The 15146-nt window shown below is 45.8% G+C and carries 12 protein-coding genes; 3 read left to right on the forward strand and 9 right to left on the reverse strand.

Annotated elements, in window-relative coordinates; all coding sequences use genetic code 11:
* The first annotated feature begins 215 nt into the window (after window positions 1–215).
* The gene (locus VNK96_03380; protein ID HWP30756.1) at window positions 216–1862 is read left to right on the forward strand and encodes an AAA family ATPase; all 1647 of its coding nucleotides are present in this window, start codon (window positions 216–218) and stop codon (window positions 1860–1862) included.
* 48 nt (window positions 1863–1910) lie between these two features.
* Here VNK96_03380 and VNK96_03385 read toward each other — a convergent pair whose 3' ends face one another.
* On the reverse strand, window positions 1911–2534 hold the full coding sequence (locus VNK96_03385) for a uracil-DNA glycosylase (protein ID HWP30757.1): 624 nt from the start codon (window positions 2532–2534) through the stop codon (window positions 1911–1913).
* A 3-nt stretch (window positions 2535–2537) separates the two neighbouring features.
* Entirely contained in the window at window positions 2538–3545 is a 1008-nt protein-coding gene (locus VNK96_03390; GenBank protein HWP30758.1) for an ATP-binding cassette domain-containing protein, read from the reverse strand.
* A 65-nt stretch (window positions 3546–3610) separates the two neighbouring features.
* On the opposite strand from VNK96_03390, the gene VNK96_03395 reads away from it, so the two are divergent.
* Both VNK96_03395 and VNK96_03400 read left to right on the forward strand, forming a co-directional pair.
* Window positions 3611–6304, forward strand: a complete 2694-nt coding sequence (locus tag VNK96_03395; protein ID HWP30759.1) for an alpha-L-rhamnosidase C-terminal domain-containing protein — start codon at window positions 3611–3613, stop codon at window positions 6302–6304.
* An 18-nt stretch (window positions 6305–6322) separates the two neighbouring features.
* A complete protein-coding gene (locus tag VNK96_03400; GenBank protein HWP30760.1) occupies window positions 6323–7708 on the forward strand; it encodes a DUF512 domain-containing protein in 1386 nt (461 codons plus the stop codon).
* A gap of 427 nt (window positions 7709–8135) precedes the next feature.
* Here VNK96_03400 and VNK96_03405 read toward each other — a convergent pair whose 3' ends face one another.
* The 7 genes from VNK96_03405 to gltX form a co-directional block, all read right to left on the reverse strand.
* Window positions 8136–8963 carry a phosphatidate cytidylyltransferase gene (locus VNK96_03405; GenBank protein ID HWP30761.1) on the reverse strand — a complete coding sequence of 276 codons (828 nt, stop codon included), beginning with the start codon at window positions 8961–8963 and terminating at the stop codon, window positions 8136–8138.
* A complete protein-coding gene (locus tag VNK96_03410) occupies window positions 8956–9588 on the reverse strand; it encodes a response regulator transcription factor (protein ID HWP30762.1) in 633 nt (210 codons plus the stop codon). The genes VNK96_03405 and VNK96_03410 overlap by 8 nt, the downstream gene beginning before the upstream one ends.
* 83 nt (window positions 9589–9671) lie before the next feature.
* The gene (gene sigH / locus VNK96_03415; GenBank protein ID HWP30763.1) at window positions 9672–10313 is read right to left on the reverse strand and encodes an RNA polymerase sporulation sigma factor SigH; all 642 of its coding nucleotides are present in this window, start codon (window positions 10311–10313) and stop codon (window positions 9672–9674) included.
* Between the two features lie 264 nt (window positions 10314–10577).
* A complete protein-coding gene (locus VNK96_03420; protein ID HWP30764.1) occupies window positions 10578–11402 on the reverse strand; it encodes a hypothetical protein in 825 nt (274 codons plus the stop codon).
* A gap of 72 nt (window positions 11403–11474) precedes the next feature.
* Window positions 11475–12248 (reverse strand): TIGR00282 family metallophosphoesterase, encoded by a 774-nt coding sequence (locus VNK96_03425; protein HWP30765.1) that lies wholly within the window; start codon window positions 12246–12248, stop codon window positions 11475–11477.
* 130 nt (window positions 12249–12378) lie between these two features.
* Window positions 12379–13320, reverse strand: coding sequence for a DUF4268 domain-containing protein (locus VNK96_03430; GenBank protein ID HWP30766.1), 942 nt, complete (start codon window positions 13318–13320; stop codon window positions 12379–12381).
* 253 nt (window positions 13321–13573) lie between these two features.
* Window positions 13574–15142 (reverse strand): glutamate--tRNA ligase, encoded by a 1569-nt coding sequence (gene gltX / locus VNK96_03435; GenBank protein HWP30767.1) that lies wholly within the window; start codon window positions 15140–15142, stop codon window positions 13574–13576.
* Between the last annotated feature and the right edge of the window lie 4 nt (window positions 15143–15146).

Here is a 15146-nt window from a genome sequence, read left to right on the forward strand (position 1 = left end):
GTTAGGTGGTTATAAGAAGCATCCTTTCAAAAAAAAAGATATCCCAGCCAGGAATTGTAATTGCTGTTATGGCGTTCATTAATTGAAACTACCTATAGCCCTTTACCTGAAACCTTGTAAGTTTATGTTTATTGTGGAATAAGTAGTACAATTACCTATAATCAAAACCTGGCAGGAGTATCTTTCGTCAAAATTTCGTAGAGAATAAGAAGTTTATGGAAAACCGAACAAAGACCAGACGCCTACTCGATGAGATTATTTCACTCATCCCTCAAGACAACACGCGCCTTCGGAACTATATAGCGGCTTTAGTAGACGCATTGGAAGAAGACGAAAAGAAGTACGAGGAGGTCGTAAGACTCGTCAAGGAGTACGAACAAGCCTATGAAAAACTGACTTCTCCTGCAAATAGAACCGGTGTTTTCCTGGAAATGCTAGACGAAGAGATAGCCCTTATCGCTGTGGGAGACAATGAGTTAGTCGTTTCTATAGACCCACGTATCGAGAAAAAGGAACTGAAAACAGGAGTACGCGTGAAGGTGAACGACGCCTATGCGATTATCGGAATCATGGAAACGCACACGGGCGGACAAATCATGAAGGTTACGGAGATTCTCGATGAAAATCGCTTGCGCGTGAGCCAAGACGCTACGGGAACCATCGGAAGAGTCGTCGTTCGCGCGCATTCGCTAATAGATGCGCAAATCAAACCCGGAGACGAGGTTCGCATCGAACCGAATTTCAAAGTTGCGACGGAGCATATTCCCAAAACGGAGACTCGTGAATACTTTTTCGAAACTGTGCCGGAAATTACCTGGGACAAAATCGGCGGTCAAGACGAAGCGATTGCACTCATCAAAGAAACCATCGAGCATCCTATCTTGTATCCGGAACTTTACAAGCAATACGATAAAAAACCGATTAAGGGAATTTTGTTATACGGACCACCCGGTTGCGGAAAAACATTGATAGGCAAAGCCACGGCATGGAATCTCACTAAAGAATACAGCAAAAAACTCGGAAGAGAAGTCAAAGAATATTTCATGCATATCAGCGGTCCAAAAATTTTGAACATGTGGCTCGGCGAAACGGAGCGAATGGTTCGCGAAATTTTCGAGACCGCACGCCAGCGCGCAAAAGAAGGCCATCTCGTTTTCATCTTTTTCGACGAAGCGGAGAGCGTTTTGCGTACCCGTTCCAATTCGAAATGGCTCAATATTAGCAATACCGTCGTTCCGCAATTCTGTGCAGAACTGGATGGGCTCGTGGATTTGGAAAACGTCGTTTTGATTTTGACGAGCAACCGTCCCGATTACATAGACCCTGCATTATTGCGTCCGGAAAGAATAGACCGCAAAGTGAAAATCGGTCGCCCGAACATGGAAGCGACGCGCGAAATTTTTTCGATTTATCTGCATCCTCGATTACCGCTCGACCCAGAAGCTCTCGCTGCAGAAGGGGGGGATGCCGAAGCGGCGCGTTCCTGCATGATCGACACGATCACATCTTTCATCTGGAGAACGAATCCGGAGACGGAGTTCATTCGTGTGTATTTTAGCAACGGCAGCATGCAAACACTTCATTGGAAAAATCTCATCAGCGGCGCATTAGTAAAGTCCGTCGTAGACAGAGCGAAGGATTTTGCGATTAAACGTGCCATTGCAGAACCGGATAAACCCCACGGGATTCGTTTGGACGATTTGAAGGAAGCCGTTCGCGCTGAGTATCGCGAAAACGAAATTTTCCCGAAAAGCGATTCCATAGAAGATTGGCTGAAACTGTTGGATTTCGAAGAAGAAAATGTAGTCGCCGTAAAACCGATTCGAGATTCTAAAACTGCCAAGCGAGACGCTGTGATTTAACGGCAACCGATTTCACCTCGACTTAACTTCGACGCGCCGGGGATTTTTTCATTCGATAGTAGTCGCAATGGTATACGCGAGAGCGATATCCTTTACGAGCAGCGAATAACCTCCGTCGCTCTCTTTGCCCCTTTGCCGAAGGATATAAGCAGGATGCAGTGTGGCAATAGCATATTTCGCATAACGACAAGGAAACAATTTTCCTCTATCTTTCGTGATTTGAAACCCTTTTTGGATTAATGCATTCGCACTCGGGGCACCAACACAAAGTATCACCTTCGGTGCGATAGCGCTTAATTGAGGAGCTAACCATTGTGAGCATGATTGTATTTCTTCGCTCGAGGGGGGGCGATTCGTCGCATGCTCGCCCAGCCAATCCGCAGCGCGACATTTTACGACGTTGCAAATATAAACATCGTTCCTATCGAGACCGTTGTCTAATAAAGCCCGGTCCAAAATCTGTCCCGCAGGACCTACGAATGGACGCCCAGTTTTGTCTTCTTGTTCTCCGGGCCCTTCACCCACCAAAACGAGCGGACTGCGCGGATTCCCTTCCCCGAAAACCACCGAACGACGCTTCAACGCAAGACCGCATGATGTGCATCCAGACGCGCGCTCCGCTAATTTGGAAATTACTTCTTCGATAGTTTCTTTGTTCTCTATCGCACTCATGTTTCATTTCCTTGTCGTTTCAGCAAAAGGTTCGTTTTGATGTCTTAAAAACATCTCACGCACGACGTCTTCGATATCTGCTTCCTCTATAGAAATATCCGCAATGGGAAATTCTTGAAGTAAACGCGATGCAATTACTGAAGTTTGATTGCGTGGAACTTCTATGATCGCTTCGTTATCACTCTGTTGAATCACACGTCCGTATTCTTCCAAAGAAGTTTTGATGCTTTCTTGAAAAATCAAATGTAATCTTTTCCCAGGGTTATAGGTATTCACGAGATGTGGTAAAGAACCATCGAAAATTAAACTTCCATGGTCAATCACAATCACCCGCTCGCAAACTTCTGCAACGTCTTGCATATAATGACTCGTCATCAATATCGTCGTTTCGTGCTTGCGGTTGTGTTCTTTGAGAAAATCGCGAATTCGTTTTTGAGAAACGACGTCTAATCCGAGAGTCGGTTCGTCCAAAAACAAAACGCGAGGATTGTGAAGAAGAGATGCTATCAATTCGCATTTCATTCTTTCGCCTAAACTCAAACGCCGAACTTGAATGTGGATTTTATCGCTGAGTTGTAGCATCTCTACGAGTTCATCTGTTCTTTTCTTGAAATCGCTATCAGAAACTTCGTAAATTTCTTTCAGCACGAGAAAACTATCCCATGCGGGCAAATCCCACCAAAGCTGCATTTTGTTTCCCATCACTAATGAGATCTGTTTTTGCATCTCCGGTCGCCGCTCCCATGGGATATATCCAAGAACCTCTGCACGCCCCGATGTCGGATATAAAATCCCCGTCAGCATTTTGAGTGTGGTGGTTTTTCCCGCTCCATTAGGACCCAAAAACCCCACGAGCTCCCCTTGGTCGATTTTTAGGTTAACATTTTTCACAGCCTCGATATGAACCCTTGTCGGTGCAAATAGACTTTTCAATGCACCAAAGACCCCCCCCTCTCGTTTCGTGGAAACGTAGGTTTTTGAAAGTCCTTCAGCCAACACAACTGGGTGCATTTTCTTTTCTGGTTATACCTACTGCCCTTTACGAACTAAAGTTCTGTGATAAATTCCATGTTTATATGTTTAAAGCGGCGAAATGGGTATGGGATTCGGAAAAGACAGTGGGTGAATGGAACTATTATACAGCCTTTCGAAAACCTTTTGTACTCAACAGTACACCTTCTAAAGCAGATTTATACATAACTGCAGATAGTCAATATTGGGTGTGGGTAAATGGAAAAAGAGTCGGCAGCGGCCCGATTCGAAGTTTCCCGAATCCGTGGTACTACGATTCTTATGACATAAGAAATTACTTAAAACCCGGAGATAACGAGATCCTCATTCTCGCCCATGCAATTGGCGTTGGAACCTTTCGCTATATTCCCGCACCATCAGGAGTTATCGCGGAGATTCAAGCCGACGGCAAACCTATAATCGGGACCGACTCTTCTTGGGAGTGTTCTCCTCGACCATTCGGAACTTTAAAAGAGTTTCGTATCTCTTGTCAGCAAGGATGGCTTGAACCCCCAGGATCCCCCCTACCCGAACTCATTCATTCTTGCTTTGCAAAGAAAACAACACCTGCAGTTGAAGTCACGCAAAACAGGGAACTAATAAAAGCCCCTCTTTCCATAGCCGATACTGGCATCGTTTCTGGAGTCTCTATAGCACGTTCGGCAGTGGTCAAACCGCCGGAAACGACCATCAATCTCTCGCTCCGACGTTTTTTGTTTCCTAATATCTTGGACGCTTCTCCGAGGGAAGTCTTTGGACTCGTCGGATTTTTGTTTCACGTGAAACATTCTCGAGAACTCATTTTCGAATTCCCGGCACCATGGTTTTGGATGGGCGCCAAAGGACGTTTGAACGGCGTGGAAATGACGAAAATCCCGACACGACACAGCTCGCTTGGGAACGGAACAGCACTCATTGGGCAGGCACAGCCAGGAGAGAATTTTATAGTGTTTGATGTTTCTGGAACGTCCCACGAGTGGACCTTGCAAACGACCGTCGACGACGTCGCTTTGCAAATCCCGGGCCCTTTCTATGTGCTCGGACCCTTCGATTCAGCGGAAGCAGTACAAAGCGCATACTCTATTTCCGATTTCGAAACGTTTACGAATCATCCCCTGGCAAAGATTGTCCCCTCAGATTCTCCTTGTGTTGATTTCGCTCCGGCGTTTTCACGAACAGCTTTCGCCAAGTTAATTTCCCCTGAACCTATCCCGCAACACCCCGATGAAATAAGACTCGGCAACCCGGGCGAAGGGGAATGCCAAATCATCCTCGACTTAGGGCGAATGACCGTTGGTCGCTGGGCTTTTGAAGCGGAGGCAGATGAAGACACCGAAGTCTTCTTCAACGAGTTCGAAGGCTTTCAAAACGGAGAGCCGGATTTTTGTTGGGAAATGAGCAATACATGGATAGTAAATGTACCAAAAGGTACATTTGCCTTCGAAAGCCTTCATCGGAGGGGTGGTAGGTTCGTTGTGATTCAGGGAAAGGACGTTTGTATAAGAAATTTTCGAGTTATTGAATCGACTTATCCTTGTAAGCCGATAGCAGTTTTTCAGTCTTCTGAAGAAAAGTTGAACAAAATTTTTGAAATGTGTGCCCTCACTTCGAAATTGTGCAGCGAAGACACATTTGTAGACTGCCCGACCTACGAACAAACTTTTTGGGTAGGTGATGCCCGTATCGAAGCGCTTGTCAATTATGCGGTTTTTGGGGACTATCCGCTCGCTCGAAGGTGTCTCGAACTTGCAGGAGAGAGTCTAACGCGTAGTCCACTCGTTGAAAGCCACGTTCCGAGCGCCTGGCCTGTGATCATCCCCGCTTGGAGTTTTCTTTGGGCTATCGCATGTTTCGAGCATTACTGGTTCACGGGAGATACCGAATTCCTCCGAAAGATTTATCCGAGAATGCTCCTTCAGGCGAAAAACGCCGCAAAGCATCTCAACGACCGGAACCTTTTCGAAATGGACGCTTGGAATTTGACGGATTGGGCGCCGATGGACCAACCGCACAAAGGGGTAGTCACAGCAAATCAAGGATGGCTTTGTTGGGCTTTAGATTCCACGGCGAAAGCCGCGACGGTTTTAGAAGAGCATAAAGATGCGGAATGGTGCAAAGAGGTCTCGCACCTTATCTCGGAAGCCTCAAACGAGTTTCTTTGGAACGACGAGAAAGGAGCATTTACAGACTGCTTGAAACCCTCCGGAGAACAATCCGACGTTTTTAGTGTGCAGACACAGTGCGTTCTTGCTTTAGCGAACATGCCAAAGCCCGAGAGAATGAGCAGGATCCAGGAGATTCTTACCGGAAAAGCTTCGGAGAGTTTCGTTCAGCCCGGCACGCCATTCTTTTACTTTTTCTTGTTCGAATATTTAGAGAAAATCAAAGAAAATGAACGAATTCTCGAAGTAATTCGCGAAAAATGGAGCTTTATGCTGGATAAGGGTGCTACTACGTGTTGGGAATTATTTCCTGGGTACCTTTCTGCGGGGAGATGGACTCGGAGCCAATGTCATGCTTGGAGTGCGGGACCAGGTTACTTCTTGAAAGGCAAGCAATTCGGTATTGTACCAATTAGTCCAGGATTTTCCAAAGTTCTTTTCTGCCCTTATCCCATTGGTTTATCGAAGGTTTCGGGTTCTTACCCAACGCCAAAAGGTGCGATATCCGTAGAGTGGGAGTATAAAGACGATGAATTCCGTTACTCTTTGACGGCACCAGAGGGAATAGAGGTCGTTACAGATTTGAGCAACGTGTAGGGTGGTTTAATCTCCTTCGTGTCTGAATTAATTGTCCCTAAACAAAAGGGTCTGGAAGTTTGTCGTGTTTCAGAAAATTCCCCGGCAGCAAGGGGAGGGGTTTTAGCCGGGGATGTAATTATAAAAGTCAACGACAAGCCCATAAAAGACGTCATCGATTTTCGCTACCTCTCTTCGGAAAAACATGTGCGCATCGGCCTTTTGAGAAATGGGAAGTACCTTCTAAAAAACATCGAACGAGATTGGGGGGAAGAGTTCGGTATCGAATTTCGCTTCGAGGTTTCGGATGGAATTCACACATGCAATAACAAATGTGTTTTTTGTTTTATTCACCAAATGCCCAAAGGCATGCGCAAAAGTTTATATTTGATGGACGATGATTATCGCCTTAGTTTTTTGCACGGAAATTACGTAACGCTCACGAACATGAGCGAGAAGGAATTCGAAAGATTAAAATCCCAAAAGATTTCACCCTTATACGTGAGCGTTCATGCAACGGATCCGAGATTGCGTGGTTTTTTATTAGGGAAAAACGAACCTCAGCCCATTCTTCCTCGCTTGAACGATTTGCATTCTCATGGAATCGACGTACATTGCCAGATTGTATTATGCCCAGGAATCAACGATGGAACTGCCTTAGAAAAAACGATACAAGACTTAGCGTCGCTTCATCCAAGAATGTCGAAAATGAGGGGGGGCGTTCTGAGTGTAGCGATAGTTCCGGTGGGACTGAGCAAATATCGGCATAATTTGTATCCTATCAGAGCGGTAACTTACGAAGAGGCGCAAAAATTGTTGAAGCAAACGGCAAAATGGCATAGACGTTTCCGTTCGGAATTGGGCACGAGGTTCGTTTTTCCCTCAGACGAATGGTTTTTTCTCGCAAAAAGGAGCGTGCCTTCCCGGAAATGGTACGAGGATTTTCCCCAACTCGAAGACGGCGTGGGCACGTGCAGATTGTTTTTGGATGAAGCCCAAAGAGGCCTCGCGAACTTGGCTCGTAAATCATCGAAGAAAAATATAGAACCCAAGATGCGTCTTACGTTGATCACCGGCGCTTTAGCGGGGGGGATTATCGAATGGTTCGCAGAGGAACTTTCTCGATGGACGAATTACGATGCGGATGTATGCGTGGTAAAGAATCACTTTTTCGGCGAAGGAATTACTGTTGCAGGGCTGCTAACGGGTCGTGACATCATTTCGACACTTCGAAATTACCCCCCCGAAAAGAAAGCGAGGGGAATTGTTCTTGTTCCAGATATCGCTTTGAAAGATGAGATGCTCTTTCTCGACGATTTGACGATTCATGATGTTCGTGCAGAAACCGGATTGGACGTTCGCGTCTGTCCTTCGAGAGCAAGAAATTTTTTTAGTTGGTACGAAAATTCACTAAAAGCAGCGTAAGTTGCGACTTCCGAAGAGTCGTCTTGCAAGCCTTATGTACTATAAATATCGCACATTAACCAAAAACCTAAAACCATTGACCTCGAGAACCTAAAGCAGGAGGACTATAACCCTATCCCTTAGCTCCAGAATTTAAAAAACACTGATTATAAGTTCGATTTGACCAAAAACCGGTTTCCCTTACGTAGCAAGAACCTTTAAAAGTGGGGAGTTTATTCTTTTTAATTCGTAAATGTTCAGAAACACGGTCATTTTAAAAAATTCACTAATGCTTTTAAAACTGGACCGGAATCGCCTAAAAAACGGTTCCCCTTGCGAAGCAGGGGGAACCTTTAAGGAGGGGGTTTTTCATCTAATGTTTAGGAAATACAAGCGGTGACCCACTTTCGTTCTCATTCTGAAAGAAAGTTTTTATGATCGAAATCGTTCACAGCGATAAAAATAAAGCGACGAAAGGGGCAGAAAAAATCCAGGAATCGCAGCGGTCGAGTATCCCCCCATGACCCGGTAGGAGATTCCCACTATCTTTAATTCCCCGCGTTCTCTTCCATGCACTTTCGACGAAATCGCCAATCTGTCCGAAAATCCCCACAATCCCCCCCACCATAGCGCCCTTGAAAATTCCTATGTCGAAAATAGATCCAAAAAGAATTCCGATCATCAGCGACGTTATGAAATTAGCAACAGCGCCTTCCCATGTTTTCTGCGGAGAAATATTCGGAGCGATTTTCCTCTTCCCGTATTTACTCCCAATAAAGAACGAAGCGCTGTCCCCACCCCAAAGGCATAGGAAAAAAAGCATGAGCATCGAGCCACTCGTGATCGTAAAGGAATTAGAAGTGTTGGGTAAATCGTAAGCGCGAAGTTGGACGATATTGATAAAAGGCAAAAGAATCCATAATAACAACCGAATAAGCGCTCGTACCTCCCCCCCCTTCCATAGCGTATCTCCCATGGCAACCAAAATCAAGCCACCGCAGGCAACGGAACTCCATGTGATATTCGGCTCGCTCTTAGATAAAAATATCGCTATCGGAAATGCACCCAATGCAATCCATGTCAAAGGACTTTTCGAAAAACCCTCTGCTCGCATGAATTCCCATGTGCAAAGTACGGCAAGAACTGCACAGACCGTCTTTATAGGGATCAAAGAATTCGCAAGAGCAGCGTACGTGAGTATGGGTATGCCGATCGCCGACGTGACGATGCGCGCAAACGTCCTACCAGTAACGCCAACGACGCGGTTTTCATTCATCGAGTAAACCCAGCTTCCAAAGCGCGATTTGAACGCGATTCGTCAAACCCAACTTCTTGAGTATTTTACTCACGATGTTTTTTATGCTTTGTTCGCTGAGGTTCAACTCTTGAGCGATGTCCCGATTCGATGCGCCTTTTGCGATATGATCTGCTATTTCGTTTTCACGCGGGGAAAGAGCAATCCCTCGGCGTCGTCTTTGTTCTTTTCGAACGAGAATGGGCTGTCGCCATTGCTTTCCTAATGCTATCGTCTTCACAGCTTCTAACAGAACTTTCGAACTTTGAGTTCTGAATACGACGGGCGCATGTTCATGGCTTAGAAGTGGAAAAAGGTCGTCAGGCTTGTCTGCAAGAAAAAGCAGCCTTTGTTTCTCGAAGGCTTTTTTCGACGCGCCCCCCGAACGATCTTCCATCTTCTTCAAAAACTCTGCGTCGAGAATGAGAAGATGCGATTTGGGCTTTTCGATAAAAGCCTTCAATTCATCAGGGCGAGTGAGGATTGTCGTAACCTCGTACCCTTCCTGTTCTAAGGCACGGGAAATCAACTCTGCCGAGAGGTGCTGGTCCGCTATCGCGATTGTGGTTTTTTCGGGTAAAAGCACCCTTTTTTCATGTGGTTTCATTTCAAAGCCAATAAAGGTAAATGTTTTGCCAATAAACGAATAGTCTTTTTGACTAACAGACGAGTAATATACCGGATCACACCTTAATCTTTCAAATATTGAGCAATTTTCTTCTTCACCCTTTGAAGCGCATTGTCGATACTCTTCGGACCGCATCGCAACTCAAGGGATATTTCCTCGTACGACTTCCCTTCTAAATAGCATTTTAAGACTTTTGCCTCCAAGAAACTTAAAAGATTAGGCACAGTTTCGAGAGGGAGTTTTCGATTCACGACTGTCTCTTCGAGATTCATGCACGAATCATCGGTAAGCACATCCACTAAAGCGCTGTTGCTGTCATCGGATAACGTTTGATGGAGAGATACGTAGCCATTCAAGAAAATATGTTTTTGCCTATTCGCTGTTTTTATGGCTGTGATAATTTGACGAGTTATACAAAGTTCGGCAAAGGGACGGAACTTAGAACGCCGCTCGCTCCGAAAATCACATATCGCTTTGAAAAGACCTATCATGCCTTCTTGGATGACATCTTCTTGGTCTGCTCCGAGAAGATAAAAAGTGCGTGCCTTGTTTTCGATTAGGGGACGATATCTTAAAAGAAGGCATTCCACCGCGCGCTCGTCTCCACGCTTCGCTCTTTGAACAGCCTCTTCGTCGGAAATTCCCCAAAGTTGTGGGAGTTCATCCGACAACACGAAAGCGGCAATCCTTTCACTTGCCCCCACAATGCACCTCCAAATCGTTGCAAAAAAATTCGAGTCTAAAAAGACCCGAGAAAACAATTTATAAAGAGTATAGAGGAACAGGATTCGTGATTGTCAAGGGTTTTGGAAAAAAGTCGGAGCGCTACGACGAATAATAGAAAATTTATCCACAACTTTCCCACATTTTTTTAGATTTGTCTTTTTCTTTGGTCTAACCCGTTGTCGGAGGAAAAAATCGAAACACTTTTTGCAAATTACTCTTTCTTATTGGTTGACAATTGATGTTTATGGGTTGACAACGACCGTGATCGTCCCTGTCCAGGGTTGCTTTAAACCGAACATGTCGCGAATTGTGCAGGTAATCGTGAACTCTCCCGGTATGCGGAATTTCCGATAAATGACTTGCCCGATAGCTTCTTCTTGAAGACCGTCTCTTGCATCGAAATCCCACACGTATTCCAGAATGCTGTATCCAGCCTCTGCAGTCGCATAGAGTTGAACCTCTTGTCCGCGTCCTAAATTTAATTCTCTGAAGGGTAGAGAACCCTGGATGGGAGTTTGGTCGGTGAGCACACGAATTTCTCCCACGTAAAACGTGGAACGCCCATCACCGCTGATGTAAATCGCCGAAAGAATTTGATTCGTTTTCGAAAAGCCGGGAATTTTTTGTAAGGGAATTCCTACACGTCGCCAGCGGTCTGTGTATGTCGTTCCCGAAGCTATGGGGAGAATGACCTCTGAGAGTTTTCCGTCCGTTGTCTTTAGAACGAGCCTGACATTTTCCATTTGTCGCACCTTGGATTCACCGCCAGGCGCAACCCCTATGACATACACACTCAAACCCAAAAGGTTTTCAGGGCTTTTAGAGGCTTCCGCCAACGAAATCGGATTTGGTAATTCGATAAGTCCGCCCTGGTAAAAATTCGTCGTGACGATTTTCAGCGAGCGACCACCGATAAGCGAAACATCACCGGAGTCTTCGATGCTCCCACTTCCCCATGGTGAGAGCTTCAGCCCGTTTTGGGATATGGGTGTCCCATTGTAAATGTTGATGTCCACTTGCTGGAATCCAGAACTGAACAGTAAGACTCCTAATGCGAATCCGAACATTTGTTTTGCCTCCGTTTGTGAACTGCCATTTTTACACAATGTGCTTTCTCTTTACATGGTCCTTTTTATTTTTCACGTGATGTCCTTCCAGAACACACGCTCGATATGCGTGGCTGTTCCATCCTCAGCGACTTCGATAACCACGCCATTGATGATTCCGGCGCCAGACGCTGGTTCGAACTTTTCTGGCATAAGGGTGAGGAACCGTTTGAGCACCTTTTCGCGCTCCATGCCGATTACGGACTCCTGTGCGCCGCACATTCCCACGTCGGTGATGTAGGCGGTTCTTCCATTTAAGATCCGTTCGTCAGCAGTTTGAACATGGGTATGCGTGCCTACGACGGCGCTGGCTCTATCGCTCATATACCATGCGAAAGCGTTTTTTTCAGAAGTCGCTTCTGCATGGAAATCTATCAGAATCGTCGTCATTCCGAGGTCACGAATCAGACGATCGGCAGTTCGAAATGGGTCATCGTATTCCGCCATGAAAATCCTGCCGCAGAGATTGATTACCCCTAACTGGTGGTCTCCTTTGGTTAGGGTCATCCAGCCTTTTCCGGGAGCATCAGAGGGAAAATTGGCTGGGCGAATAACGCAGGTCGTCTGGTCGAGATAGGGGGTGATTTCCTTTTTCGCGAAGGCATGATTTCCGAGAGTTATGCCGTCAATTCCCCAACCGAGCATCTCATCGGCGAGTTCAGGGGTGATTCCGATCCCCGCAGCCGCATTCTCGCCATTGGCAAGTACGAAATCGGGTTTATAAGTTTCTTTTAGTGAGGGCAAACATTGCTGAACACACCTCCTCCCCACCCTTCCTACGATATCTCCGAGAAACAGTATCCGCACGCTTTCGATAGTAGCACGAGACTTAGAAATTATTGGTGCTAAACAGAGTTATTTGACTCGACAGTTTCTGCCGTAACTGGCCTTACAAGTGGGGGACATGTCCCATGCAGCCAAGCACTTGCGATTCGTATTAGCGGTTTTTAAACGTCCTTAGACGAGGCAAAAATACATTTCTGAATTTGAGTAATTCTTGAATCGCCCAGGCTCGGATTTCGTCTAATTTTTCTACTTCATCAATCGAGCCATCTCGATAAATTGCAATTCGTGAGGCACGACGTTCATCCAATCTTTCCCAATCTAAAGATTCTCCCAGTTCGCTTTCGATGCTTTGTTTTTGCTCATAAAGCCAATCGAATAATTTTTTGTTTTCATCGGTTTCGCCCATGTCAAGATATAATTCTACTCGCACCCGCCCCCCGTATGAAAACGCTACTGCATAGGTTATTCCAGAAAAACCAGTTGGAAAAGCGTACCAACTTTGTGGCTGGGCTATTCTCGCTTTCGTGAATGAGTGCTTGGTTCTTAATTCGTCAATCAGCGACTGGAAAAATGCACGATATGCTTCCCCTCTTGCGGATGGGGTTTCTTTTCGACCTTCTTTTTTGGATTTGCGCCATTCATTGGGAAAAACAATCGGCTTGAAGTTGTAAGCCGGCTTAGAATCATCAATTTTGAATACTTCAATCTCGATGGCGAAAAACTGCGTGTCAGTATCGGTACGCTGATTCAACCACTCGATAGTTTGTCGATGTTCATCGCGCACGTTTTCAGAAATCCAGATTACTTTCGATGCGTCAAACCCTGCGGCATAGGTCAACATTTTTCCTAAGTGGTCGAAGTCGGTATCTCCGAATTGATTTTCAATGATAACAAGATGTCCTGTGCTTAAGTCTTTCGCAAGAATATCGAGGGAAAAATTACCGACGCTGGATTCTTGCTCAACCAATTCTAAGTCCATACCAACGGCTTCGCCGAGTTTATCCAAATTTTTCGCGAGCCAGGGCGTGAAATTGTAGGCTTCATGCTGCCAAATTTCTCTGATATTGAGTTTCTTGATTTGTCCAAATTCCATAGCGAGTCATTCCTATTTTTTAGTTTATTATTTATCAGAAGAAGATCACTTTAGGTATTCCCATGGCGTCGATCCAACACATCAAACACCATCTGTGGTCTTAAGTCCCGGCTGTCTGGTTGATGGAGTTCTTCGAAGATTTTACCTTATCCCAACCTTGTGCAGGCTCAAGCCATGAGCCGAACTCGTTACCTTACAATGGTGGCCTTGCTTGAGGGATCGTCGTTCTTATTATCCACTCGTTGCCCTATTCTTATTGCTTACTCAATACAATTTCTTTTGCGCGGTGGAGGCGTTCGAGGATGCGGGTGGGGCCTAGGAGTGCCATGAGTTCGAAAAGACCTGGTCCATAGGTGCGTCCTGTAAGTGCAACTCTGGTGGGGTGAATTGCCAAACTTCTTTTTTCTAAGCCGAGTTTTTCTGTGGCTTCTGTGATTGCCTTTTCGCAATCTTCCACCGTTAACGAAGTTTTGACTTCTGACGAAGTTTTGAGTTCGGTTAGGGTTTTATCTGCTTGCGTGGTTTCTTCTCGAGTGATTTTCTTTTCGAAATACGCAATCAAGAAATCGAAAAGTTTTAGCACGTATTCTTGTGAGAACCATTTTTCCACTGCGGCGGGATCGAGTTCGGGTTCTTCCTCGAAAAAGAAAGCGCATGCCGATGCAAATTCGGAAAGAAGTTTTACGCGTTCTTGTTCCAAAACTAACGCTTTGGTTACATATTCTTCTGGGAATTTTTCGAGTGCCTCATGGAAGATTTTTCTTTTCGGAGAAGAAAGGTATTCTTGATTTTTCGTCGTTGCATCATATTCTTTTACCGTGCGATACAATTCTTGGGGGGATAGTTGTCGAATGTAATGTCCATTCATCCACTGAAGTTTCGTGATATCGAAGATTCCCGGCGAAGGTTGGATGCCTTCGAGAGAAAACAACTCTTCCATTTCTCGGAGGGTCATCAATTCTCTTTCCCCCCCCGGAGACCAGCCTATCAGCGCAATGAAATTCACGACGGCTTGCGGCAGATATCCTTTTTCGCGAAACTCCAAGCATGCAACATCGCCGTGGCGTTTGCTCAACTTTGCGCCGTCGGGACCTTTGATGATCGGTGCGTGCGCGAAAACTGGCAGTTCCCAGTCCATTGCCCGATAGAGAACGACATGTTTCGGTGTGGAACTAATCCATTCATCACCGCGAATGACATGCGAGATTTTTTGATAATGGTCGTCCACCACATTGGCGAGGTGATATGTGGGCCAGCCGTCGCTTTTCAGAAGGATTTGGTCGTCAATGAGTGATGCTTCATATTCCACCAAGCCCCGGACAGCATCTTCGAAGGCGATAGTGCCTTCGGTCGGCATCGCCAATCTAATGACGTAGGGCATCCCGCTTTGTTCGAGTTTTTCGATTTCGCTTTGTTTTTTCCAGCGACAGCGGCGGTCGTACATCGTGGGGAGTTTGTTAATGCGTTGGTATTCGCGCATTTTCTCGAGTTCTTCTGGGGTGCAGAAACATTTATAAGCCGCCCCCCGTCGAAGAAGTTCTTGGCAAACTTTGTGATAGAGTTCTAATCGCTGGCTTTGAAAATAGGGTCCGTATTCTCCGCCTTTTTCTGGACCTTCGTCCCAATCGAGTTTTAGCCACCGCAAACTTTCGAGAATTTCTTCGACCGCTCCTTCTACTTTTCGAGTTTGGTCGGTGTCTTCGATGCGCAGGATGAATTTGCCCTTGTATCTTCTCGCCATGAGATAGTTGTACAGCGCAGTTCGAATGTTTCCGACATGTGGGCTTCCCGTTGGGGAGGGAGCGTAGCGTACGCGCACCATTTTA

The organism is Fimbriimonadales bacterium, from assembly GCA_035559795.1.
Taxonomy (GTDB): domain Bacteria; phylum Armatimonadota; class Fimbriimonadia; order Fimbriimonadales; family ATM1; genus DATMAR01.